The organism is Dactylosporangium sp. McL0621 (assembly GCF_049995355.1).
Taxonomy (GTDB): domain Bacteria; phylum Actinomycetota; class Actinomycetes; order Mycobacteriales; family Micromonosporaceae; genus Dactylosporangium.
Genome location: NZ_CP188259.1, coordinates 6193154 through 6215579 on the forward strand (window position 1 = coordinate 6193154; position 22426 = coordinate 6215579).

Consider the following 22426-nt stretch of genomic DNA (forward strand, 5'->3'; position numbering starts at 1 on the left):
CGGTTCGGTGAGCGTGCTGGAGTCCGACCCATCACGCTCCCGACTTTTCCCTGCTCCGACTACATGCCGACCACGGCGTGCAGCGAGTCCGGCAACGACCCCGGGTGCAGGATGCCGAGCCGCTGGGTGGCCCGTGTCAACGCCACGTAGAGGTCGTTGGCGCCGCGCGGCGACTCCTCCACGATCCGCTCCGGGTCGACCACGATCACCCCGTCGAACTCCAGACCCTTGGCCTGCTTGACCGTCAGCACCACGACCCGCGTGGTGAGGTCCGGCTCCTCGCCGAGGGCGGCGTCGGGGGCCGCCTTGCGCACGTGCGGTACCAGATCCTCGAAAATCCCCTGCGGCAGGATGACCCCCAGGCGGCCCTCCGCGGCCGCCTCGGCCTCCTGCTCGACCGCCTCGGCGAGCGCGTCGCCCAGGCGGGCCGCGGCGACCCCGCGCACCCAGGGCTCCACGCCGGCCTCGCGCACCGAGCGCGGCGGGCGGAGGTCCGGGTCGATGCCGGCGAGGACACCGGCCGCGACCGACATGATCTCGGCCGGGGTGCGGTAGTTGACGGTGAGCTCGCGCAGCCGCCAGCGGTCGCCGACGTACGGCACGAGCGCGTCGCCCCACGCCGACGCGCCGCCGAGGTCGCCGGTCTGCGCCACGTCGCCGACGACCGTCATCGAGCGGCTCGGGCAGCGGCGCATGAGCAGCCGCCACGCCATCGCCGAGAGCTCCTGGGCCTCGTCGACGATCACGTGCCCGAACGCCCACTTGCGGTCGGCGGCGGCCCGCTCGGCCGGGGTGAGGGCCTCGCCCTCGTCCTGCCGCTCGGCGAGCCGGTCGGCCTCCAGCAGGTCGGTGACCGAGAGCAGCTCGGGGTCGTCCTCGTCCTCGACGTCGATCGAGCGCGAGCCGAACGCGATCTCGAGGGCGCCCTCGGCGTACGCGACCTGCTGCCGCCGGCGCCGGTCGGCCAGGATCTCCAGGACGGTCTCGTCCTCGCCGAGCAGCTCCGCGGCCTCGTCCAGCAGCGGCACGTCGGCCGGCGTCCACCCCTGGCGCGGGGCGCGCTTGAGCCGCGGGTCGGCCCCGGCCGCGGCCAGTCGCTGGTCGGAGGCGAACAGCGCGGCGAGCAGCTGCTGCGGCGTCAGGATCGGCCACAGCCAGTCCAGCGCGCCGAGCACCTCGGCCTCGCCGCGCAGCTCGCGGCGGATCTCGGCCAGGTCGGCCTCGTCCAGCAGCTGCGGGTCGCCGGGGGCGTCGTCGCCGCCGAGCGGGTCGTCGGCGTACGGGTCGATGCCGATCGTGTCGGCCACCAGCAGCGACAACGCGTGGATGATCTCGGTGTCGAACGTCGGCCGGGCCAGGTTGTGCAGCTTGCCGGACTGCCGCGCCCGGTCGCGCGCGTCCTCGATCACGGCCGGGTCGAGCACGATCGGCCCGCCGTCGAGCAGGTCGAGGTGCAGCGTGACCGGCTCGTCGGGCACCCGCTGCCGGTCGCGCACGGCCGCGGCCAGCACCTCGGCCATCTCCGCGCGGCCCTTGACCGCGGCGATCTCGGCCGGCTCCTCGCGGTCCGCCACGATCCCGGGGAACAGGTCACCCATGGTGCCCAGTAGCACGCCGGTCTCGGCCAGCGACGGCAGAACCTGGGAGATGTACCGCAGGAAGGTGGGGTTGGGCCCGATGATGAGCACGACGCGGGAGGACAGCATCTGGCGGTGCGTGTACAGCAGGTACGCGGCCCGGTGCAGCGCCACCGCGGTCTTGCCGGTGCCGGGGCCGCCCTGCACCACGAGCACCCCGCCGAGGTCGGCCCGGATGACATGGTCCTGCTCGGCCTGGATCGTCTCGACGATGTCGCGCATGCGGCCGGTACGGGTGGCGTTGAGCGCGGACAGCAGCGCCGCCTCGCCGGTCACCCCGTCGTGGGCGCCGCGCCCGGTCGCGTGGGCCTCGGTGAGGTCCAGCACCTCGTCGTCGAGCCCGGTGACGGTGCGCCGCTGGGTCCGGATGTGCCGGCGCCGGCGCACCCCGTCCGGCGCGGCCGCGGTGGCCAGGTAGAACGGGCGGCTGGCCGGCGCCCGCCAGTCGATCAGCAGCGGCTCGTAGTCGTTCTCCTCGTCGAAGATCCCGATCCGCCCGATGTAGCGCACCTCGTCACCGGTGAAGTCGAGCCGGCCGAAGCACAGCCCGTTCTCGACCGCGCTGTACTGCGCGATCCGGTCCGAGTACAGGGCGGTCTGCGAGTCGCGGTGCGAGCGGTCCGCGGGCGTGCCCCCGGTCTGCAGCAGCGTGTTCGTCAGTTGCTGCGACGCCTCGTCGCGCAGGCGGTCCAGGTGCTCGTAGAGCGTGTCGAGGCGCCCCTGTTCCTCGACGATGTCGGCTGTGTCGGACGGGTTTGACAATCCGCTCTCCAGTCGGCTATCATTGCAGCATTCGACGCCCTTGCGGCGTCTTTTTTGTTGCGTGAACGCTGTAGTCTAGCCCTTTGCTCGGCTTCGCCGCACATCATCGTTTGCAGGAACCGCTCGCGGTCGTACCCCATGATGATGCGTGTTCCCGTGCCCGCCGCGCTCACGGTAGATCTCGACCTCGGCCCGGTCTCCGGTGCCCGGATCGAGCGCGCTTGCCGTAGTCGATGCCGAGGCGGTACCCGACAGTGATCATGCGCGCACCCTACGACGTAGCGGCCGGTCAGGTCATCGACCGGAAGAGGTACGCGGACGAGGTATCTATGCTTGGTGGCATGGCCGCCACGCTCACGCCTGATCTGTCGTTCCTGCTGGATCACACCAGTCACGTGCTGCGCACGCAGATGACGGCGGCGCTCGCGGAGATCGGCCTGACCCCGCGGATGCACTGCGTGCTCACACATGCGCTGGGTGAAGAGCGCACCCAGATCCAGCTGGCCGAGATCGGCGGCATGGACAAGACCACGATGGTGGTAACGGTCGACGCGCTGGAGAAGGCCGGCTACGCCCAGCGCCGCCCGTCGAGCACCGACCGGCGCGCCCGGATCATCGCCGTCACTCCGGAGGGTGCCGAGATGGCGGCCCGCAGCCAGGAGATCGCCGACTCGGTGCACGCCGCGGTCCTCGACTTCCTGCCGGACGACGAGCGCGCGGTGCTGATCCGCGCCCTGACCCGCCTGACCCAGGGTCATCTCGCCACGCCCGTCGAGGCCCAGGGCGTTCGCCGCGCCCGTCAGTGACGCCCGGGGGTCCTCTCGCCGCATCCATCGAAGCGCAGGGGTGCGGCTGCGCCGCGTCGATGACGCGGCCATCCCGTCGCTCCGGAGGCCGGCGGCCGCTGCTGGCCTTGAGGGCCGCAGGGGCTGTCACTCGCCGCGGGCGCCGCCCTCGAGCTCGGCGACGATGTCGAGGTGGCCGACGTGCCGGGCGTACTCCTGCACCAGATGGAAGAGCACCCGCTCGAGCGACGCGGGCTCCGCTCCGTCCCACCTCGGGCCCGGTACACCTACGGTGTTGAGGTCGTTACGCAGGATGATGGCGCGGGTGGTCTCGCCCTGGTGACGGAGGTCGTCACTGAGCGTCTCGCGGGACTCGCCCGGAGCCACGTGCCAGGCGCCGTCGTCGCCGCGGTCGCCCCATGGTTCGGCGACATCGCCGCCCTCGAAGCCCCAGACGAGCCAGCGCAGCTCGACGTACCGCAGATGCTTGAGCAGACCGAGGGGCGTCCAGCCGGATGGGAGAACGCTGCGGCCGACGGCCTCGGCGGGCAGCGACGCGATGCGCTCCAGCAAGGTGCTGCGGAAGAAGTCCAGGTAGCGCAGGAACACCTCGGCGCGGTCGGCGGCCGGCTCGGTGGCTTCTGGGAACCTCGTCACAGTTATTCATCCCGTCGAAGATAGTTCCGTAGCAGACCATCTGTTACGGTCGGGCTTATGAAACAGAACCGATGGCTCGCACTCGCGGTACTCGCGACCGGCATGCTCATGGTCATCCTGGACGGCAGCATCGTCACGGTCGCCATGCCCGTCATGCAGCGCGATCTCGGCTTCACGCCCGAGGGCCTGACGTGGGTGGTCAACGCGTACCTCATCGCATTCGGCAGTTTCCTGCTGCTCGCGGGCCGGATCGGTGACCTGCTCGGCCGCAAGCGGGTACTGCTCGCCGGCACCGCGGTCTTCGTCGTCGCCTCGGTGCTCGCCGGCCTGGCCACCAGCCCGGCCATGCTGATCGCGGCACGCTTCCTGCAGGGCATCGGCAGCGCGATGGCCAGCGCCGTCAGCCTCGGCATCCTCGTCACGCTCTTCCCCGAGCAGCGCGATCGGGCCCGCGCGATCGGCGTGTTCTCGTTCACCGGCGCGGCCGGCGCATCGATCGGCCAGGTGCTCGGCGGCGTGCTCACCGACGCCCTGAGCTGGCACTGGATCTTCCTCATCAACGTGCCGATCGGCGTGGCGACGCTGGCGCTGGCCGTGCCGTACCTGCCGAACGACCGCGGCCTCGGCCTGCGCGCCGGAGCGGATGTGCTCGGTGCACTCTTCGTGACCGGCGGCCTCATGACCGCCATCTACGCCGTGGTCCAGACGAGCGGTAACCGCTTCGTGACCGGTGGTGTCGCCGTGCTGCTCCTGGCGGCGTTCGTCCTGCGGCAGGCCCGGGCGCGTACCCCGCTGATGCCGCTGCGCGTGCTGCGCTCCCGCCAGGTCGCCGGGGCCAACGCGCTGCAGATCCTCATGATCGGCGCGATGTTCTCGTTCCAGATTCTCATGGCCCTGTACATGCAGCGAGTCCTCCACTACACGGCGCTGCAGACCGGCCTGGCGATGCTCCCGGCAGCGCTCGCCATCGCCGCCGTGTCACTCGGCGTGTCGGCCCGGCTCATCCACCGGTTCGGCGAGCGCACGATCCTGATCGCGGGCCTGGCCCTGCTCACCGTCGCGCTCGGGTGGCTGACGAGGCTGCCGGTCGACGCGCGGTACACGACGGATCTTCTTCCCGTCATGGTGCTGATCGCCGGCGGGGGACTGGTGCTGCCCGCGATCACGGGCCTCGGCATGTCGGGCGCCCGGCCGGACGACGCGGGCCTGGCGTCGGGCCTGTTCAACACGACGCAGCAGCTCGGCATGGCGCTCGGCGTGGCCGCACTGTCCACTGTGGCCGCCGCCCGCACCGACGCCCACCTGCGCGCCGGCGCTTCGGAGGCGGCCGCCCTCACCGACGGCTACCGGCTGGCCTTCACCATCGGCGCCGCCTTGCTGGCCCTGTCCATCGTCGGCGCCGCGCTGCTGCTGCGTTCCGTTTCTGCGGCGGTACCGCAGGAGCCCTCCACCAGCGCAGCCGTGAGCGGTGAGTCACCCTCCGTTGCCGCGGCTTCCGGCTCCGAGGGGTCCGTCAGCGCGACACCGTCAGTCACCGCGTCTTCGTAGGGCGTAGCCGCCTTCGATGCATCGCCACGCGGACCCCGCGGCCCCATCCTCCGGGGCCGACGGGGTCCGTCAGTGCGTCATCGCCGGGCGGCGCATCCCTCGCCGGCACCGGCTCCCGTCCAGGCGTCCGCCCCGTCATCGACGCCGAGCGGGAGGCCGCTCTGGCCGCCCCGTCATCGACGCCGAGCGGGAGGCCGCTCTGGCCGCCCCGTCATCGACGCCGAGCGGGAGGCCGCTCTGGCCGCCCCGTCATCGACGCCGAGCGGGAGGCCGCTCTGGCCACCCCGTCATCGACGCCGAGCGGGAGGCCGCTCTGGCCACCCCGGTTGAGGCGCCGGCCATGGCGGGACGACCGTCGACGGATCGACTCCCGTCCTTCCGTGGTCGATGGAGCCTGGAGAACCTCCGTGCGTCGAGGACCGCCTCGCCCGATGTGCTGTGTGGCCGGCGCGTGGCAGCGGGCGGGCTCGGCAGGCAGTGCCCAAGGCGTCACGCTCCGATGGAGAATCCGCTGTTCGCGGCGCGCGGATCGGCGCGTACCACCAGTGAAGTTGCGACTACCACGCATCGCTGCCGTTCGAACTGCAACGTCCGGGGTCGCGTGGCTCGTCTCTCTCAGGACGACGTTGGCGGGCACCGTCGCCGGGAGTGACGCGGCGGGTGGGCATGATCGGATTCGGGGCGGGCTGTGGCCGGTTTCTCAGCGGTGTCTGCGACACTGTCGCGCATGCTGCAGCGGGTCGGGGGCGCGATCGGGGCGTCCGTGTTGTTGGTGGTCGCGCCGCTGGTGGTGGCGCTCGGTAGTCCGGCCGCGGCGTTCGGATCGTCGGTGCTCACCGGGCCCGTGCTGGCGCCGCCGCTCACGTCGCCGTTGCTGCAGAAGGCGCCGAGTCCCACGCCGAGCGCGACTGGCTCCGCGAACGCGAACCTCGGCCCGTCGATCCCGGGTAGCAATGTGTGCACGATGAGTGACCCGGTGCTGACCGAGATCTCGGGGATCGTCGCGACTGCGGACGGTTACGCGGTCATCAACGACAGTAACGTGGAGCGGTCGCGGGAGAAGATCTTCCTCCTGGACGATCAATGCCGGGTGACGCGCAACGTGGGGTACCCCAGCAGCGCCTTTGACCCGGAAGACCTTGCGGTTGCCAAGGACGGGACGCTGTGGGTCGCCGATGTCGGGGATAACACGACGCTGACCGGCGGGTCGGGCAACCGGCGCTCGTCGATCGCGCTGTGGAGCCTGGCGCCGGGGGCGAACACGCCGGTGATCCACCGCCTGGCGTACCCGGACGGCAAGGCCCGCGACGCCGAGGCGCTGATCATCGACGGCAACGGCCACCCGGTGATCATCACCAAGGACCCGGTCGGTGAGGTCTACACGATGACGCAGCCGCTGCCGGCCAACAACGCCAATCCGGCGCCGCTGACCCGGGCCGGCTGGTTCCGGCCGCAGGCGACGGGGACCACGAACCCGTACGGCATCCTGGGCACTTCGGTCGTCACCGGCGCCGCGCTGAGCCCGGACGGCAAGCGCGCGGTGGTGCGGACGATGGCGGATGCGTACGAGTTCGATGTCACGGACGGTAGCGTCGTCGATGCGATCACGGGCGGGTCGACGCCGCGGATCACGCCGCTGCCGAGCGAGCCGCAGGGCGAGGGCATCGCGTACACCCGCGATGGCACCGAGTTCGTGACCACGTCGGATCAGCCGAAGGCGAGCCCGATCCTGCGGTACACCCCGTATCACCCGGCGGTCGCGCCGTCCGCGTCGCCGGCGGTGCAGGCCCAGGCGCCGAAGAATGCTGACCGGTCGTTCCTGGACAGCTTGTCGCTGCAGGACCTGACGCGGATCGTTATCGGGTTCGGGCTGGTGGGCGTGCTGATGATCGCCGTCGGAGTGTTCGCGGTTATCCGGTCGCGTCGGCGTCGTCGAGCGTTGCTCGTCGGTGGTGCCGCCGCGACGGGGAGCGCGTCTACTTCCGGGGCGCCAACGTCCGGGGCGCCGACGTCCGGTGCACCAGTCTCTGACGCACAGGATTCCGGTGCGTCGAGTTCCGATGAATCCACTTCGGACGCGCGGAACTCGGGTGGTCCGATCTCTGACTTTCCGGCCGGCGGCGAACCTTCCTCCGCGTCGCCCGGCTCCGCCACGCCGACCTCGGGTGGTCCCGTCGCGGGCCGGCAGTTCTCCGACGCCTCCGGGTCGGACGGACGGTCTTCCGGCGGGCCATCGTCGGCGGCACGCGGCTCGGACGGTCCGTCCCTCGATGCGCCGTCGTCGGGCTCGCCGAGCGTAGGGGGAGCCGCACCAGCCGGCGCCGAGCCCGTGCCGGCGCCCGTGAGCGGTGTGGCGTCACCGGTCGGCGGGCCGTCGATCAAGGAGCAGGCGTCGGTCCGCGGCGAGTCGTCGCCGAACGTGACCGCCGGTGCTCGGGCGTCGGATTCCGCCGTTCCGGTCGGTGACGTCGTGCCTGCCCCGGCTCGCGCGCAGCGCGGTAGTGGGCCGGCGGCCGAGGAGGCGCAGGCTCCGGCGCAGACCAGGGGGGCCGGTTCGTCGGTACCTTCGAAGGCGGCCAAGGCCAGGAAGTCGTCGAAGCGTCCCCAGCAGGGCGGCTCGGAGGGTCCCGGGTCGGCCTGAAGGCGGGGATTAACGGTATTGCGATTACCGGTAATCCATTAATTCGGCAATCCCCAAAGTCGGCTGCGATAGGCACCTTCCCGCGAACTTGTACGATCGTACTAGTTCGGGATCGGGGAGGGTTGCCGTGGCGTACGTGATGCTGATGCTCGCCATCGCGGTTGAAGTGGTCGGTACCAGCTTGCTCAAGGCCACCGAGGGGTTCACGAAGCTCTGGCCCACGACGGGTGTGCTCGTTGCGTATGCGCTGGCGTTTCTGTTCATGGCGCAGGCGGTGAAGGTGGTGCCGGTTGGGGTCGCGTACGCGATGTGGTCGGGGCTCGGGACGGCCGCCATCGTTGCGGTCGGGGCGGTGTTCCTCGGGGAGCCGCTCAGCCTGATCAAGGTGGTTGGGGTCGGGCTGGTGATTGCCGGGGTTGTGGTGCTGAACCTCGGCGGGGCGCACTGAACCGGCGGTGCGGCGGTGCGGCGGTGCCTCGGTGGGAGTTGGAGTTGTGGGCGGCGGGAGGTGGCCGCGATGTGGGGGTTGCGGACGGTGGGAGGTGCGGCTTTGGGGAGGCGCGGGCGGCGGGAGGTGGCCGCGATGTGGGGGTTGCGGACGGTGGGAGGTGCGGCTTTGGGGGAGGCGCGGGCGGCGGGAGGTGCGGCTGTGGGGAGGCGCGGCTGTCGGGAGGCGCGGCTGTGGGGAGGCGCGGCTGTGGGGAGGTGTGCGGTGGACAGTGCGGGCGGTTGGTCGGACGCTATGGACGGTCGATGCGCGGCGTGATGAGGTTCGGCTGTGGGGGAGTTGCGGACAATGAATGCACGCCGTGATCCTGAAGGGCGTAAGCGTGCGCTCGCCCAGGCCGTTGTCGAGGTCGTGGCCGAGGTTGGGGTTGGGCGGACCACGCATCGGATGGTGGCTCGGCGGGCCGGGGTGCCGCTCGGGGCCACGACGTACTACTTTCCTACGCTTGCGGATCTCGTTGCGGCTGGGCTGGCTTTGGTCAGTGATTCGGTTGGCGTTGAGCTCGAGCGGTGGCGGGTCGCTGTTGAGCGGGAGCCGGACAAGCTGGCCGAGGTGTTGAGCCGGCTCGTGGCCGATTATGTGGCGGATCAGCCGAAGGCGTTGCTCGAGTACGAGCTGTACCTGGCGGCTGCTCGGGTGCCGGCGCTTCGGCCGCTGGCCCGGGCCTGGCTTGATGGGGTGCATCTGATGTTGGCGCCGCGTACCGGGGAGGCGGCTGCTCGGGCGATCAGTGGTCTGATCGACGGGGTGATGCTGCAGGCTGTTGTCACCGGGGAAGCGGTTCCGCGGGAGGCGCTTGCCGTTGCTATCCGGCAGCTTGGGGGCTGACGAGTGACAGGCCGGCAAGGGAACGGATGAGCCGGCCCGCTGTAAGACCGAAGCGAGACCGGCCGCCGTGGACCCAAGAACCAGCCGCCGTGGACCCAAAGGACCAGCCGTCGAGGACCCGAAGAGCTGGCCGCCTTGGGGGAAGGAACCGGCCGCCGCGGGACACGGGCATGACCCGCGCCGTGGGTCAGGGCGGAACCGGTCGCCATAGGCCATGGGTAAGACCCGCGCCGTGGGTCAGGGCGAAACCGGCGAAGCGGGCCACCGCCGACGCAAGCGCGTCAGACCAGGCGCAGCTGGCCCTCGGCGCGCGCGGCCGGGCCCAAGTCGCCCGTGCGGTGGTGGCGGCGGCACAGTACCTGGTAGTGCACGTCCGCCGGGGCCGGCTCGTCCGCTCCGTCCGCCGTGGTGTCGCCGATCACGACCTGCAGGCCCTCGCGGGCGATCACGCCGTTGACCACGCGCGCGTTGAGCAGGCCCGCCCGGCCGCACCAGCACAGCACCTCGACCTGCACGCGCGTGACCTCGTCGGCGAGTTCGAAGAGGCGTTGCGCGGCCGGGAACAGGGCGGTGCGGAAGTCGGTGGCGAGGCCGAACGCGTACACGTCGACGTCGGAGTTGTCGACGAGGTCCGCCAGCTGCTCGATCTGCGCGACCGTGTAGAAGCTGGCCTCGTCGCAGATGAGGTAGTCGACTCGGATGCCGCGGGCCCAGCGATCGCGGACCAGGGCGCGCAGGTCCAGCCCGGCCACGTCCACGGCGTCCTTGCCCAGGCCGATGCGCGTGGAGAGGCGGCCCGGGCCGGCGCGGTCGATGGTGGTCAGGACCACGCCGTGGCGGCCCTGCCGGGCGTGGTTGTAGTCCATCTGCAGCGCGAGGGTGGATTTGCCGCAGTCCATCGGGCCGTAGAAGAACTTCAGCCGGCCCCCGCGTCGTGTGCGGGAGTCACCGGCGGCCACGCACGCCGTTGGGTCGTCGTCGGTTGGGGTCACGGCGCAGAAGCCTACTTGGCGGCCTGCTCGTCGATGCTCCGCAGGAGGGCGCTGACCTCGGCGTGTTCCGTGACGCCCATCGCCTCGTACAGGTCCGCGGCGGTCTGCAGCCGCTGCCGCGACAGGCGCGGGTCGCTCGTGCACAGGCCCAGGCCGTGGTAGGCGCGGGCCTGCTCGTAGCGGTACCCGGCCCGCATCGCGCGTTCCAGGGCGCGCGCGTACTCGGCCTTGGCCTCGTCGAGCCGGCCGGCGGCAAGCAGCCCGCCGCCGTGGTTGCTCGCGGCCAGGCAGGCGATGTGCGGGTCGAGGTGCGCGGAGTCGCGGGCGGCGACCTCCAGCAGCGCCAGGCCCTCCCCGGTGCGGCCGAGGGCGACGAGGCTCATCCCGAGGTAGCTGCGGGCCTCGCAGATCACCGCCATCCCGGCCTCCGGCGGGATCCGCCCGACGGTCCAGCGCAGCAGCAGCTCGGCGTGGCGGTGCTGGCCGAGGGTCTGGCGGATGACGGCGAGCTCGATGGCGCCGTTGATGGCCAGCTGCGCCCCGGTGGCCCGGCCGGCGGCCAGGGTGCGCCGGGCGGCGATGAGCGCCTCGCCGGTGCGGCCCCGCAGCCGCAGGATCGTGGTGAGGCAGGTCCACTGCCCGCCGTACACGGTGACCTCGGCCGGGTAGATCGCCTGCAGCGACTGCTCCAGCAGCTCGAGGGCCTCGGTGAGGCGGCCGGCGAACTGGTACACGGCGGCGAGGTTGGAACGGGCCCGGCCGCCCCACTTCGGGTGCTCGGCGATGACGTTGAGGTGCCGGGCCGCGTTGCCCTGGTCGCCCTCGCGGGCGTAGGCGGAGGCGAGGTAGTTGTGGGTCATTGCGACGAGGTCGTCGTCGGCGAGCGCCTCGGCCGCGGCCAGGGCGCGGCGGTGCAGGTCGATGGAGAGGTCGTTCATCGAGTTGCGGAAGAGGTACCCCCACACCGCCCTCGGCAGCAGGCACGTGTGCCGGTGCCGGCCGAGGCGGTCGGCGAGCTGGGTGACGCCGACCACGTTGCCGATCTCCAGGTCGAGCCAGCGGCGGGTGGCGGCGAGGTCGGCGAAGCGCGGCACCCACGGCTGGACCTCGCCGACGTCGATCGCGCCGCGGGCCCGGCCGCCCTCCCAGGAGCGGGTCGCCGCGGCCGCGGCCTGCAGGTAGAAGTCGAGCATCCGGTCAATGGCCGCGTCCCGCTCCGGGTCGTCGGCGGCGAGCTGCGCGGCGTACTCCCGCAGCAGGTCGTGCAGCCGGAACCGGCCGGCGACGGGCTCGATGAGCAGGTGCGCGTCGACGAGGCGGCCGAGGAGCTCGTCGGCGTCGCGGATCGGCAGGTCGGTCAGGGCCGCGGCGACCCGGACCGCGAACTCGCCCGACGGGTGCAGGCCGGTGAGGCGGAACAGCCGGCGGGCCGAGTCGTCCAGGGCCCGGTACGACAGCTCGAACGCCGCGTGCGGCGACCGCCCGTCGACGGTCAGGTCGATCGGGGCCGGGTTGGCCTGGCGCAGCCGGTCGGCGAGGTCGGCGACGCTCCACGACGGGCGGTGCGCGAGCCGGGCCGCGGCCAGCCGCAGCGCGAGGGGCAGCCCGCCGCACAGGCGCACGACGTCGGCGACGGCCCGCGGGTCGTCATCGGCGCGCGCGCCGATGACGGTGGTGACGAACCGGACGGCGTCGTCGTGGTCGAGCACGTCCAGGGAGACACTGTGCGCGCCGTCGAGCCCGCCGAGGCGCCGGCGGCTGGTGATGAGCACCAGGCTCGCCGACGCGCCGGGTAAGAGCGGGGTCACCTGGGCCGGGTCGGCGGCGTTGTCGAGCACGACGAGCATCCGCCGCTGGGCGAGCTCGCTGCGCCAGCGGGCGACCCGCTCGTCGGGGTCGGCCGGGATCCGCTCCGGGTCGAGGCCGAGGTGGCGCAGCAGCAGCCCGACGGCATCGTGGGCGGCCAGCGGCGGCCGCTCGCCGTGGGCGCGCAGGTCGACGAAGAGCCGCCCGTCGGGGTAGCGGTCGGCGACGAGGTGCGCGACGTGCACGGCGAGGCTGGTCTTGCCGACGCCGGCCATGCCGTCGACGGTGAGCACGACCGGGACGCCGTCGCGGCCGGGCCGGGCCGCGGCGACCAGGCGGGCGACGAGGTCGTCGCGGCCGGAGAAGTCGGCGATGTCGCGGGGCAGCGTCCACGGGGTCGGGACCGGCAGCGCGCGGGCCGCCGGGGCGCCGGAGGCCATGCCGAGCATCGCCGGCGGACCCGCCCGCGGCGACGAGGCGGCCGGCGGCGGGGGTTGCAGCAGCCCGCGGTACAACTCCTGCAGTGCCGCACTTGGGGCGAGCCCCAGCTGCTCGTCGAGGGCCTCGGCCAGGCGCAGGTAGACGGCGATCGCGTCGGCGGTGCGCCCGACCCGCGCGAGGGCGGTCATGAGCTGCCCGTGCAGGCGCTCCCGCAGCGGGTGCTGCTCGGCGAGGCCGGTCAGCTGGCTGATCAGTTCGGCCTGCAGGCCCAGCTGCAGCTCGACGTCGAGGCAGTCCTCGAGGGCGCTGTTGTGCCGCTCCTCGAGGGCGACGGCGGCGGCCTGGACGCCGGGGCTGTCGACGCCGGCGAGGGCCGGGCCGCGCCACAGGTCCAGCGCGTCGCGCAGGTGCTTACGGGCGGTGTGCAGCTCCCCGGCGGCCATCGCGGCCCGCCCGTCGGCGACGAGCTGCGCGAAGACGAGCGTGTCGAGCTCGTCGCCGGCGACGACGGCCCGGTACCCGGCGGTGTCGGTCTGGATCGCGCCCGGCAGCTGGCGGCGCAGCCGGGAGACGCAGGTGTGCAGCTGGGCGCGGGCGGTGGCGGGGGCGGCGTCGCCCCACACGGCGTCGACGAGGCGGGGGAGCGTGACCACCCGGTTGGGCTGGAGGAGCAGCATGACCAGCAGGACCCGGTCGCGGGTCGCGGAGATCTCCAGCCGCCGGCCGGCGACGTCGACCTCCAGCGGACCGAGCAGCCGGTAACGCACGACCGAACAGTAACGCAGGGTGTCACGTACACGACACCCGCCAGTCACAAGCCCGTCAGAGCTTGGCCGGTGGTGTGTTGCCGGCCGCCTCGATCGCGCGGCGCATCGGCACGAACAGCAGCAGGACGAACCCGGCAATGAAGAACACGACCAGGACGATGATCGCGACGCGGTAGCTGCGGGTCAGGTCGTAGGCGAGGCCGAACGCGAGCGGGCCGAGCCAGCTGGTGCCCTTGTCGGAGATCTCGTACAGCCCGAAGTACTCGCCCTCCTTGCCCTTGGGAATCAGCTGGGAGAACAGCGACCGGGACAGGGCCTGGCTGCCGCCGAGGACGAGGCCGATGCCGCCGCCGAGGATGACGAACAGCACCGCCTGCTTGGCCGGCATGAAGAACGCCACGATGATGACGACGGTCCACAGCACCAGGCTGACCAGGACCGTCTTCCAGGCGCCGATGGACTTGGCGAGCCGGCCCAGCAGCAGCGCCCCGGCGAAGGCCAGGAACTGCACCATCAGGATCGTGGGCACCAGCACGTCGTCGGAGAGCTGCAGCTCCTCGGTGCCGTACTGGCTCGCGAGGGAGATGACGGTCTGGATGCCGTCGTTGTAGATGAGGTACGCGACCAGGAACAGCAGCGTCAGCGGGAACGCCCGCAGGCCCTTCAGCGTGCTCCACAGCTGCCGGAACCCGTCCGTCACCAGGTTCCCGCGCTGGGTGACGTCCAGGGCGGCGACGGGCCGGTTGCGCAGCGTGAGCAGCGGGATGGTGGTGAACCCGGCCCACCAGAGACCGGCGGAGACGAGGCTGTACCGCGCCACCTCCCCGGTACTCATCCCGAGCGAGTCCTTCATCAGCACCGCGGCCACGTTGAGCAGCAGCAGGGTGCCGCCGCCGAGGTACCCCCACGCCCACCCGAAGCTGGAGACCTTGTCCCGGTCCTGCTCGTCGGCGATCTGCGGCAGGAACGAGTTGTACACGACCACGGACGCGCCGAACGTGATGTTCGCCAGCAGGAACAGCCCGGCGCCGAGCAGGTACCGGTCGCCGGTCAGGAACAGCATCCCGACCGTGGCCGTGGCGCCGATGTAGGCGAACAGCGCCATCAGCTGCTTCTTGCGCGGCGACCGGTCGGCGATCGCGCCTACCACCGGCAGCACGAACACCGTCAGGAACACCGACAGCGACACCGTGTACGGAAACAGCGAGCCGGGGGCGATCGCGATGCCGAGCGGGTGGATGGCGGCATCGTCGGGGCAGCCGGCGTCGGGGCAGTTGGCCGCCGTCTCGGCGATCGACGTCAGGTAGGGGCCGAGGAAGACGGTCACGACGGTGGTCGGGAACGCCGAGTTGGCCCAGTCGTAGAAGTACCAGCCGACGCGCTCACGACGAGAGCTGTACTCCACTGTGGACCCTTTCTAGACCGGCCAGATGCCGCGCTCCTGGTACACGTCGCGCAGCACCTCGATGTGATCGGTCATGATGCCATCTACGCCGAGGTCGAGGAAGTGGGCCATCTCGGCGGGTTCGTCGATCGTCCACAGGTGCACCTGCAGCCCCATGCGGTGGCAGTAGCCGACGAACTTGGCGGTGGCCAGGGCGATGCGGCCGTACCGCGGCGGGATCTGCACCGCCACCACGCTCCCGGCCGGGGTGTAGCGGCGCCCGACCTGGTAGGCGGCGAACAGCCCGGCGACCTCGCGCATGCCCATGGACGTGGCCACGCCCGGCCCGGCGAGCCGCCGCATCCGCCGCAGCCGGGCCGAGGAGAACGAGGCGAGCAGCACCCGGTCGTGGGCCTTGAGCCGCTCCACGACCTCCAGCGTCGGCTGTACCGCGTGGTCGGTCTTCGCGTCGATGTTGAACCGGATGTCCGGGTAGGCGTCGAGCACCTCGTCGAGGCGGGGCACCGCGGCCGCGCCGCCGACGCGCTCGCTCTGCAGGTCCGCGAACCGTAAGTCGATCATCCGACCCGGGCGCCCCAGGAGCCGCTGCAGCGTGTCATCGTGGAACACGACCGCGACCCCGTCGGCGGTGGCGTGCGTGTCGGTCTCGATGTACCGGTATCCGAGATCGACGGCACGGGCGAACGCCGCTGTCGTGTTCTCGTCACCGGCTGCCGCCCCGCCACGGTGGGCGAAGCCCAGCGGTCCTGGGGCGTCGAGGTAGGGCACCTGCTTCACGCGGCCAGTATGCAGCGATCTCGGGTCAACTTCGTGCAACGGCGGGTTACGGCAGGCTTGACGGCCGACGCAGAGCGCGGAACGGCAAAGGTAGGGTGACGCACATGCGCGTGCTCGGCATCGACTTCGGCACGTCGAACACGGTCGCGATGGTCCGCACTCCGGACGCGCGGATGCGACCGCTGCTGTTCGACGGTTCCCCCTTGCTGCCCTCTGCCCTGTACTTCAACACCGACGGGAAGGTCCTCGTCGGCCGGGACGCCGAGCGCAATGCGCGGCTCGACCCGGCCCGCTTCGAGCCCAACCCGAAGCGGCGCATCGACGACGGCGAGGTGTTCATCGGCGACACGTCGATGCCCGTGCCGCGCCTGTTCGCGCACGTGTTGTCGCAGGTGAACGCGGAGGCGCGCCGGCAGCTGGGCGGGGCCCCGGAGGAGGTGCGCCTGACCCACCCGGCCCGGTGGGGCGAGCGGCGCCGGTCGCTGCTGATGGAGGCGTGCCGGATCTCGGGCCTCGGCAACCCCCGGCTGATCGCGGAGCCGGTCGGCGCGGCGTCGTACTTCACCGCCGTGCTCGGCTCGGCGGTGCCGGTCGGGCGCAGCCTGGCCATCTACGACCTCGGCGGCGGCACGTTCGACGCGACGGTGGTACGCCGCACCCAGTCCGGGTTCGAGGTGCTCGCCGAGGACGGCCTGGCCGACGTCGGCGGCCTCGACTTCGACCACGCGATCGTCGAGCACCTGGGCAAGACCTACCAGGAGAGCCACGCCGAGAAGTGGGCGGCGCTGGCCAACCCGACCGACGCCTCGGACCGGCGGCTGCGGCGGATGCTCTACGAGGACGTGCGCGGCGCGAAGGAGATGCTGTCGCGGACCGCCTCGACCGACATCCACCTGCCGTCGATGGAGATCGACGCGCACCTGACCCGCGAGGAGCTCGAGACCCTCGTCCGGCCGTACCTGGAGCGCACCGTCGCGTGCCTGCGCCGGGCCATCGAGTCGGCGCGGCTGCAGCCCAAGGACCTCGTCGGCATCTTCCTCGTCGGCGGCTCCTCCCGCATCCCCCTCGCGGCGCACCTCATCCACACCGAGCTCGGGGTGGCCCCGACGACCCTGGAGCAGCCGGAGACTGTCGTGGTGGAGGGCGCGCTGTGCATCGGCGCCGCCGTCACCCCGGTCCGCGCGTCCGGCACCCCGCGCACGGTGACCCCGCCGCCGCAGCAGCGCCCGGCGCCGGTCCAGCAGCGCCCGATGCCGCCGGTGCAGCACGCCCCGGTCTCGGCCGCGCCGATGTCGGGCGTGCCGGTGTCGCCGGCCGTGCAGCGCCCGCCGGTGGTACCGCAGGTGCAGCAGCGCCCGCCGGTGGTCGCGCCGCAGCCGGTCGTGCAGCGACCGCCGGTGATCCAGCAGCCGGTGACGCCGGCGCCGGTGTTCCGCCCGCAGCCCGCACCGCAGCCGGTCGTGCAACAGCCGGTGGTGCAGCAGCGCCCGGGCCCGTTCCCGCCGCAGGCGGCCCGGCAGGCCCCGGCCCAGCAGGGGGAGGCGGCCGAGCGCAACTGGATCGCCGTGATCGTGGTGGTGCTGGTCCTGGTGGCGGTCCTGTTCGTGATCCTGCTCGTGACGGCGCTCAGCTAGCGGCCGGAACCACGACAAAGGCCCGCACGGTGCACCCGTGCGGGCCTTGTCGCGTTCGTGGCGTCTACTGCGGCGCCCAGTAGGTGGCCAGGCTGCTCGTCGCCGGGTCGTCGGAGCCCAGCAGCAGGCTCCACGGGTCGGCGCCGGGCGGCACCTCGAGGTGCTCGTAGTCGGCCAGCCCGGCGGGCTCGGCCGGGCCGTGGTGCTCCAGGGCCGGGTCGAACGCCGCGGACAGGCTGTGGTCCGGGCCGCCGAGCACGTCGGCGTCGGTCCACGGGAAGCCGCCGGCGGGCTCGGGCGGGTCCTGCAGGTGCAGCTCCTCGGGGAACTGCACGTCGTGCCAGCCCGGGTCGTCGGCGGAGGCGTCGACGTCGGGGTCGGTGCCGAAGGTGCTCTCGTGGCCGTCGTCGCCGGCCCCGTCGATGTGGCCGTCGCTGAGGTGGAGCTGCCCGCCGTCGTCCTCGTGGCCGGCCTGTCCGCCGTCGTCGTGGCCCTCGGTGTCGCCGTCGTGGTGGACCGCGTCGCCGTCGTGGAGGGACTCGTCGTACTCGGCCGTGGCGTGTTCGGTGCCGAGCGGCTCCTCGAGGTCGTCGTGCCCGCCCGCGCCGAGGTGGCCGTCGCTGAGGTGCTGGCCGGGCTCGCCGAAGTCGTGCCCGGCGTCGCCCGAGCCGAAGTCGTGCCCGGCGCCGTAGTCCTCGGCGTAGTCGTCGTGCCCGGCGCCGCCGTCCTCGCCGTACCCGCCGTGCCCGGCGCCGCCGTCCTCGCCGTACCCGCCGTGCAGGTCGTGCCCGGCGTCGCCGCCCAGGTCAGCGGTGTCGGCGTCGTCGCCGCCCTCGGACCATTCCCAGTGCCCGTCCATCGGTCAGCCCCCTACGCCTCGGCGGCCTCGGCGCCCGCATCGGCCGGTGCGGACGGGGTGAGCGCGCGGATGCGCACAAGCACCTCGTCGACCTGCTTGATGCGGGACCGGAGGCCTTCCCGTTCGGTGCTCAGCGCGGCCTTGCGCTTGCCGCGCTCGGCCTTGTCCTCGGCCAGCGACTTGTCGATGTTGGCGATGTGGGCGTCGAGCTGCTTGAGCCGCCGCTCGATCGCCTCGTCGAGGGCCAGGGTCAGCGCGTACTGCAGGTCGGTGAACCGGTTCATGATCTCGTCCGACAGGGCGGCGCGGGCCTCGCCGAGGACCTCCCGCAGCCAGGTGCGGGCCTGGACCTTGTCGGCCATGCTCTTGCGCTTGAAGATCATGTAGGCGCCGGCGGCGAGGCCGAGGCCGACCCCGACGACGGGCAGGACGAGCCCGGCGCCGGCCAGGCCGATCGCGCCGAGCGCGCTCGCGCCGCCGATCATGCCGGGGACGCGGGCGGCCATCATCGCCATACCGGCCGAGGACATGACGACCATCGCGCCCTCGCCGCCCTGCTCGCGGCGCGGCTTGGTGCCCAGGGCGTGGCGGAGCCGGGCGTTGAGCCCGCGCAGCACGTGCTGCAGCTCGTTGGGGTGGAACACCTGGGCCAGGACCCGCTCGCCGACCTTGCGGAAGCGGAACTCGAGGTCGTGCGACAGCCGGACGCTCAGCGCGTACAGCGCCTTGTCCAGCTCGGCCGGCAGCTCCTGCATGTCGCCGCGGCCGCCCTTGTCGATCTTCTCCATGAACTGTTCCTGCAGCTGCGTGATGTAGTTGCGCAGCCGGGAGGTGGCCTCGACGCGGGCCCGCTGGGTCTCCGTGGACAGGGCCAGGGACCACTGCCGGGACTCGGTGCGCTTGCGGGTGGCGACCTGCGCGCGCTCCTCCTTGGCCCGCTCGAAGTCGGCCGGGTCCGGGTCGGTCGCCTTCATCCGGTCGCCGAGCTCCTGGTCGACGCGGATGTACTCCGACCGCACGCTGCGCAGCACGTTGGCCTGCTGCAGCAGGTGGCCCTTGGAGGCCAGGTCGATGAGGGCGTGCTGCAGCTCGGCGATCCGCGACTCGCGGATCAGCTCCCCGGCGGCGTCCTTGGGCATCTGCATGGCCAGCTCGGCGAGCCGGGCCGACACCGGGTACCAGGGTGCGGACGCGAACCGGGGCGCGTGGGTCTGCAGCTGGCCCTTGTTGTCGTCGAGGATCTTGCGCCAGCCCGGGTAGGCGTCGACCTTCGTCAGCGCGAACAGCACGAAGTTGACCTTCTTGCTGGCCTCGATGAGGAAGTTCATCTCCGGCTTGGAGAACGGGCTGGAGGCGTCGACGACGAACAGCAGCGCGGTGGCCTTCTCGACCGCGTCCATGGCGACCTCGGCGTGCATCGAGTCGAGGCCGCCGGTGCCGGGCGTGTCGATGAGGGTCAGGTACTGCAGCAGCGGCGCCGAGTGGTGGATCTCGATCCGCCGCGGCGGGCGCATCCCGTCGGGGATCCGGCCCAGCACGGTGCCCCAGTCGCGCAGGTCGCCGAGCCCGATCGGGACCGGGTCCTCCCGGCCGGGGATGTAGGCGCGGGCGCCGTGCTGCGGGTTGTGCTTGAACTCCAGGTACGACGCGGTGGCCACGGCGGCGTCGACCGGCGACAGGTTCGGCACGCCGATGAGCATGTTCGTCAGCGAGCTCTTGCCGCGCTTGGTCTCGCCGACCACGACGATGCTGGGCCGCTGGACGTCGCGGCGGCGCTCGGTGTCGATGTCGGACGCCGCGTCCGGGTCGATCTTGCGCAGGTAGGCGAGGCTGCCCTCGACGCCGGCCTTGAGCAGCTTGCCCAGCGCCGCGGTGGCGTCGGCGGGCTTCTTCGGCGCCGCTCCCGCGGGCGCGTTGGGGGTCGTGGTCATCGTGGCTGCTCTCTGCGCGGCTGCTGCGTGGTGTGCTGGCTGGGCGGCTGGACGGTCGGGTGCGCGCCGGTCGGCCCGCCGGGCTGGGCCGGGCGCTGGACCGTCGGGTGGGCGCCGGTGGCGCCGCCGGCGCTGCGGGCCGCCTGGAACACGGTGACGATCGGGGCCCGCAGGACCCGCCCGTCGCGGTCGACGTAGCCGGGGACCTCGACGCCGGAGATCTGCCCGTTGAGGTTCGGGTCGTTGGTCGGGGTGGTGCCGCCGGCCTCGTGGTGGGCCGGGTCGAAGCGCACCCCGGCCGGTTCGAGGGTGGTGACCCCGGCCTCGTGCAGGGCGGCGGCGAGCCGGTCGCCGAGGGCCTTGCTGGTGACCCGGTCCCGCACGTAGATCGAGGCCTGCACGAGCGCGCGCCGGTCGGCGTCGGACTGCCCGCCGCGGCCGGGCGGCGCCGACACCGGGGCGGTCGCGCCGCGTCCGGCGCCGCGGGCGGCCAGCAGCAGCAGGAGCAGCAGGGCCGCGCCGACGAACAGGGTGCCGACGAACGCCACCAGGGCCGGCTTCACGCCGAAGGAGTCCTGGGCGGTGCAGGCCTTGCTCTGCGCCTGAACGGTCTGGGCCTGCGTGCCGGCGTTGTCCGGCTGCTCCGGGGTGCCGCCGGCCTTGACCGCGCCGCTGACCGCGGCGCCGCCCTCGACGGGCGGGGCGGAGGCGCTGACCGTCTGCGCGGGGCAGTTCGGGGCGCCGCCGAGCAGGCCGGTCGCCACGCCGGTGAGCACCGCGATGACGAGCGCGACGGCGACCGCGACGAGACGCAGGCTGTTGGAGGACATTCTCGGCTCCTGGGGGTGGGGGCCTCGGCTATTGGCTGTACGAAGGTGATTATCGGACATTTGCCCCTCCACCGCGGATGCGCTGGGAGAGCAGGTAGAAGCCACGGTGCGCGACGAGCGCAACCCGCGACTGCGACGGGCTCGCGCCGGCGACGGCGTAGGCGCGCCAGCGGGTCGCGGCGTCCAGCGCGGCCCGGACCATCGAGTCGCGGTCGGCGCTGGGCAGGTTGAGAATCCAGCCCGGGTCGTTGGACAGCGCCAGGCGGGTCAGCTCGCCCTCCATCTGGTCGGGCAGGTCGACCGCGCCGGTCGTGACGAGCTGAGCGACCTCCAGCAGGCGCAGCCGGTGCGACTCGGGCTGCTGCAGTACCCGTTCGATGGCGTCACGCAGCAGCTCCCGGTCGTGCGGCCGCTCGGCGTGGCTGGCGATCTTCTCGAGGCTCGACAGCGCCCAACCGGCCTTGATGGCGTCGGTGCGCCACCGGAACGCGTGGTCCAGGGTCTGCCGCAGCCGCGGGAAGCCCGAGGCCTGGAACAGCATCCGGACGAGCTCGCCGGTGGCCAGCGTCGGCTTGGCGACCAGCTGGGCGATGGCGAAGCTGATGCCGTACAGGTCGAGCAGGCGCAGCAGCCGTTCCCGCGACTCCCGGGTGACCGGGCACTCGCGGGTGGTGAACAGGTCGACGGAGGCCAGCAGCACGGTCCGCTCGCCCTGGGGCAGGGCGGCGAGCTGGCGCAGGGCCTCGCAGTCGGCGGCGGTGAGCCGGCCGGCCTCGGTCGTCTCGGCGAGGAGGCCCACGACGGGTACCACATCCGAAACGACCCGGCGCAGGACCTTCGACTGGTCGTTGGCGAGGGGCGCGACGATCGGCCACGGGTCCTGCCCGCCGCCGGCGAGCTTGTCCACCTTGTTGAACAGCCCGAGCGAGTTGATCGGGTTGCTCGACAGCCGGGCGGAGATGGACCGGAACGCCTCCAGCGCCTGCACGTCGTCCTCGCGGACGGACTGCGTGAACACGTAGATGATCGCCTCGGCGCCGGACAGCGCCCCGGCGGAGTCGGAGTCGAGGTCGTCGTCGATCGGGGCCTCGGAGAACAGGAACCGGCGGGCCTGGTCCGACACGGACGTGTTGGCGCTGGACAGGCCGGGCGTGTCGACGACGGTCAGGTCACGCAGGTGGTCGCTGGTGAGGGTGACGTCGACGTAGGCGACCTCGTGGCGGGCCACGCCGAGCCGCTGCGGGATCATGCCGGCCTCGTCGAGGGGGAGGCTGACCCGGGCCCCGTTGCGCTTGACGACGTCGACCCGGTCGGAGGTGCCGTAGCGGAACTGCGTGACGATGCGGGTGCACTCGCCGACCTCGGTGGGCGCGACCCGCCGGCCGATGAGCGCGTTGACGAGCGTGGACTTGCCGGACTTCAGGCGGCCGGCGATCGCCACGCGCAGCGGCTCGCCCAGCCGCCGGCGCACGTCGACCACCTGGGCCTGGGCGGCCCCGCCGAGCCGGTTGCCGACCTCGCCGCACAGGTCACCCACGCGGGAGCTCAGGGGTCCTGGAGCCACGGGGTCAGCCCCGCTTCGACGTCGGGCACAGACTGATCACCGACTGCGCGAGGC

16 protein-coding genes are annotated in these 22426 nt (G+C 72.5%); 6 read left to right on the forward strand and 10 right to left on the reverse strand.

Annotated elements, in window-relative coordinates:
* Positions 1-59 precede the first annotated feature (59 nt).
* On the reverse strand, positions 60-2399 hold the full coding sequence (locus tag ACPPVO_RS29335; protein WP_426514357.1) for a HelD family protein: 2340 nt from the start codon (positions 2397-2399) through the stop codon (positions 60-62).
* A 341-nt stretch (positions 2400-2740) separates the two neighbouring features.
* Here ACPPVO_RS29335 and ACPPVO_RS29340 point away from each other — a divergent pair, with 341 nt between their 5' ends.
* Entirely contained in the window at positions 2741-3205 is a 465-nt protein-coding gene (locus ACPPVO_RS29340) for a MarR family winged helix-turn-helix transcriptional regulator (protein WP_426514358.1), read from the forward strand.
* Between the two features lie 126 nt (positions 3206-3331).
* Here the strand turns inward: ACPPVO_RS29340 and ACPPVO_RS29345 are convergent, their stop codons facing one another.
* A complete protein-coding gene (locus ACPPVO_RS29345) occupies positions 3332-3841 on the reverse strand; it encodes a DUF664 domain-containing protein (RefSeq protein ID WP_426514359.1) in 510 nt (169 codons plus the stop codon).
* A 57-nt stretch (positions 3842-3898) separates the two neighbouring features.
* Here ACPPVO_RS29345 and ACPPVO_RS29350 point away from each other — a divergent pair, with 57 nt between their 5' ends.
* From ACPPVO_RS29350 to ACPPVO_RS29365, 4 genes are all read left to right on the forward strand, one after another.
* On the forward strand, positions 3899-5389 hold the full coding sequence (locus tag ACPPVO_RS29350) for an MFS transporter (protein ID WP_426514360.1): 1491 nt from the start codon (positions 3899-3901) through the stop codon (positions 5387-5389).
* Between the two features lie 727 nt (positions 5390-6116).
* The gene (locus tag ACPPVO_RS29355; protein ID WP_426514361.1) at positions 6117-8030 is read left to right on the forward strand and encodes a hypothetical protein; all 1914 of its coding nucleotides are present in this window, start codon (positions 6117-6119) and stop codon (positions 8028-8030) included.
* A gap of 127 nt (positions 8031-8157) precedes the next feature.
* On the forward strand, positions 8158-8478 hold the full coding sequence (locus ACPPVO_RS29360; RefSeq protein WP_426514362.1) for a DMT family transporter: 321 nt from the start codon (positions 8158-8160) through the stop codon (positions 8476-8478).
* A 330-nt stretch (positions 8479-8808) separates the two neighbouring features.
* Complete coding sequence (locus ACPPVO_RS29365) at positions 8809-9366, forward strand: TetR/AcrR family transcriptional regulator (RefSeq protein WP_426514363.1); 558 nt, start codon at positions 8809-8811, stop codon at positions 9364-9366.
* A gap of 281 nt (positions 9367-9647) precedes the next feature.
* Here ACPPVO_RS29365 and ACPPVO_RS29370 read toward each other — a convergent pair whose 3' ends face one another.
* Genes ACPPVO_RS29370 through ACPPVO_RS29385 form a run of 4 tightly spaced genes read right to left on the reverse strand, consistent with a single transcriptional unit; the run spans position 9648 to position 15554 of the window.
* Positions 9648-10358: a thymidine kinase gene (locus ACPPVO_RS29370; protein WP_426514364.1), complete on the reverse strand. Its 711-nt coding sequence runs from the start codon at positions 10356-10358 to the stop codon at positions 9648-9650.
* Positions 10359-10369: 11 nt separating this feature from the next.
* A complete protein-coding gene (locus tag ACPPVO_RS29375; protein ID WP_426514365.1) occupies positions 10370-13372 on the reverse strand; it encodes an AfsR/SARP family transcriptional regulator in 3003 nt (1000 codons plus the stop codon).
* Positions 13373-13427: 55 nt separating this feature from the next.
* The gene (locus ACPPVO_RS29380; RefSeq protein WP_426514366.1) at positions 13428-14777 is read right to left on the reverse strand and encodes an MFS transporter; all 1350 of its coding nucleotides are present in this window, start codon (positions 14775-14777) and stop codon (positions 13428-13430) included.
* 12 nt (positions 14778-14789) lie between these two features.
* Complete coding sequence (locus ACPPVO_RS29385; protein ID WP_426514367.1) at positions 14790-15554, reverse strand: glycerophosphodiester phosphodiesterase family protein; 765 nt, start codon at positions 15552-15554, stop codon at positions 14790-14792.
* A gap of 104 nt (positions 15555-15658) precedes the next feature.
* Here ACPPVO_RS29385 and ACPPVO_RS29390 point away from each other — a divergent pair, with 104 nt between their 5' ends.
* The gene (locus ACPPVO_RS29390) at positions 15659-17188 is read left to right on the forward strand and encodes an Hsp70 family protein (RefSeq protein WP_426514368.1); all 1530 of its coding nucleotides are present in this window, start codon (positions 15659-15661) and stop codon (positions 17186-17188) included.
* Between the two features lie 64 nt (positions 17189-17252).
* On the opposite strand, the gene ACPPVO_RS29395 is transcribed toward ACPPVO_RS29390, so the two are convergent.
* The 4 genes from ACPPVO_RS29395 to ACPPVO_RS29410 are packed head-to-tail and all read right to left on the reverse strand — an operon-like array spanning position 17253 to position 22372.
* Complete coding sequence (locus ACPPVO_RS29395; RefSeq protein ID WP_426514369.1) at positions 17253-18047, reverse strand: hypothetical protein; 795 nt, start codon at positions 18045-18047, stop codon at positions 17253-17255.
* An 11-nt stretch (positions 18048-18058) separates the two neighbouring features.
* Positions 18059-19978 carry a dynamin family protein gene (locus ACPPVO_RS29400; protein ID WP_426514370.1) on the reverse strand — a complete coding sequence of 640 codons (1920 nt, stop codon included), beginning with the start codon at positions 19976-19978 and terminating at the stop codon, positions 18059-18061.
* Positions 19975-20808 carry a nucleotide exchange factor GrpE gene (grpE, locus tag ACPPVO_RS29405; RefSeq protein WP_426514371.1) on the reverse strand — a complete coding sequence of 278 codons (834 nt, stop codon included), beginning with the start codon at positions 20806-20808 and terminating at the stop codon, positions 19975-19977. The genes ACPPVO_RS29400 and grpE overlap by 4 nt, the downstream gene beginning before the upstream one ends.
* 49 nt (positions 20809-20857) lie before the next feature.
* The gene (locus ACPPVO_RS29410; RefSeq protein ID WP_360371402.1) at positions 20858-22372 is read right to left on the reverse strand and encodes a dynamin family protein; all 1515 of its coding nucleotides are present in this window, start codon (positions 22370-22372) and stop codon (positions 20858-20860) included.
* Between the last annotated feature and the right edge of the window lie 54 nt (positions 22373-22426).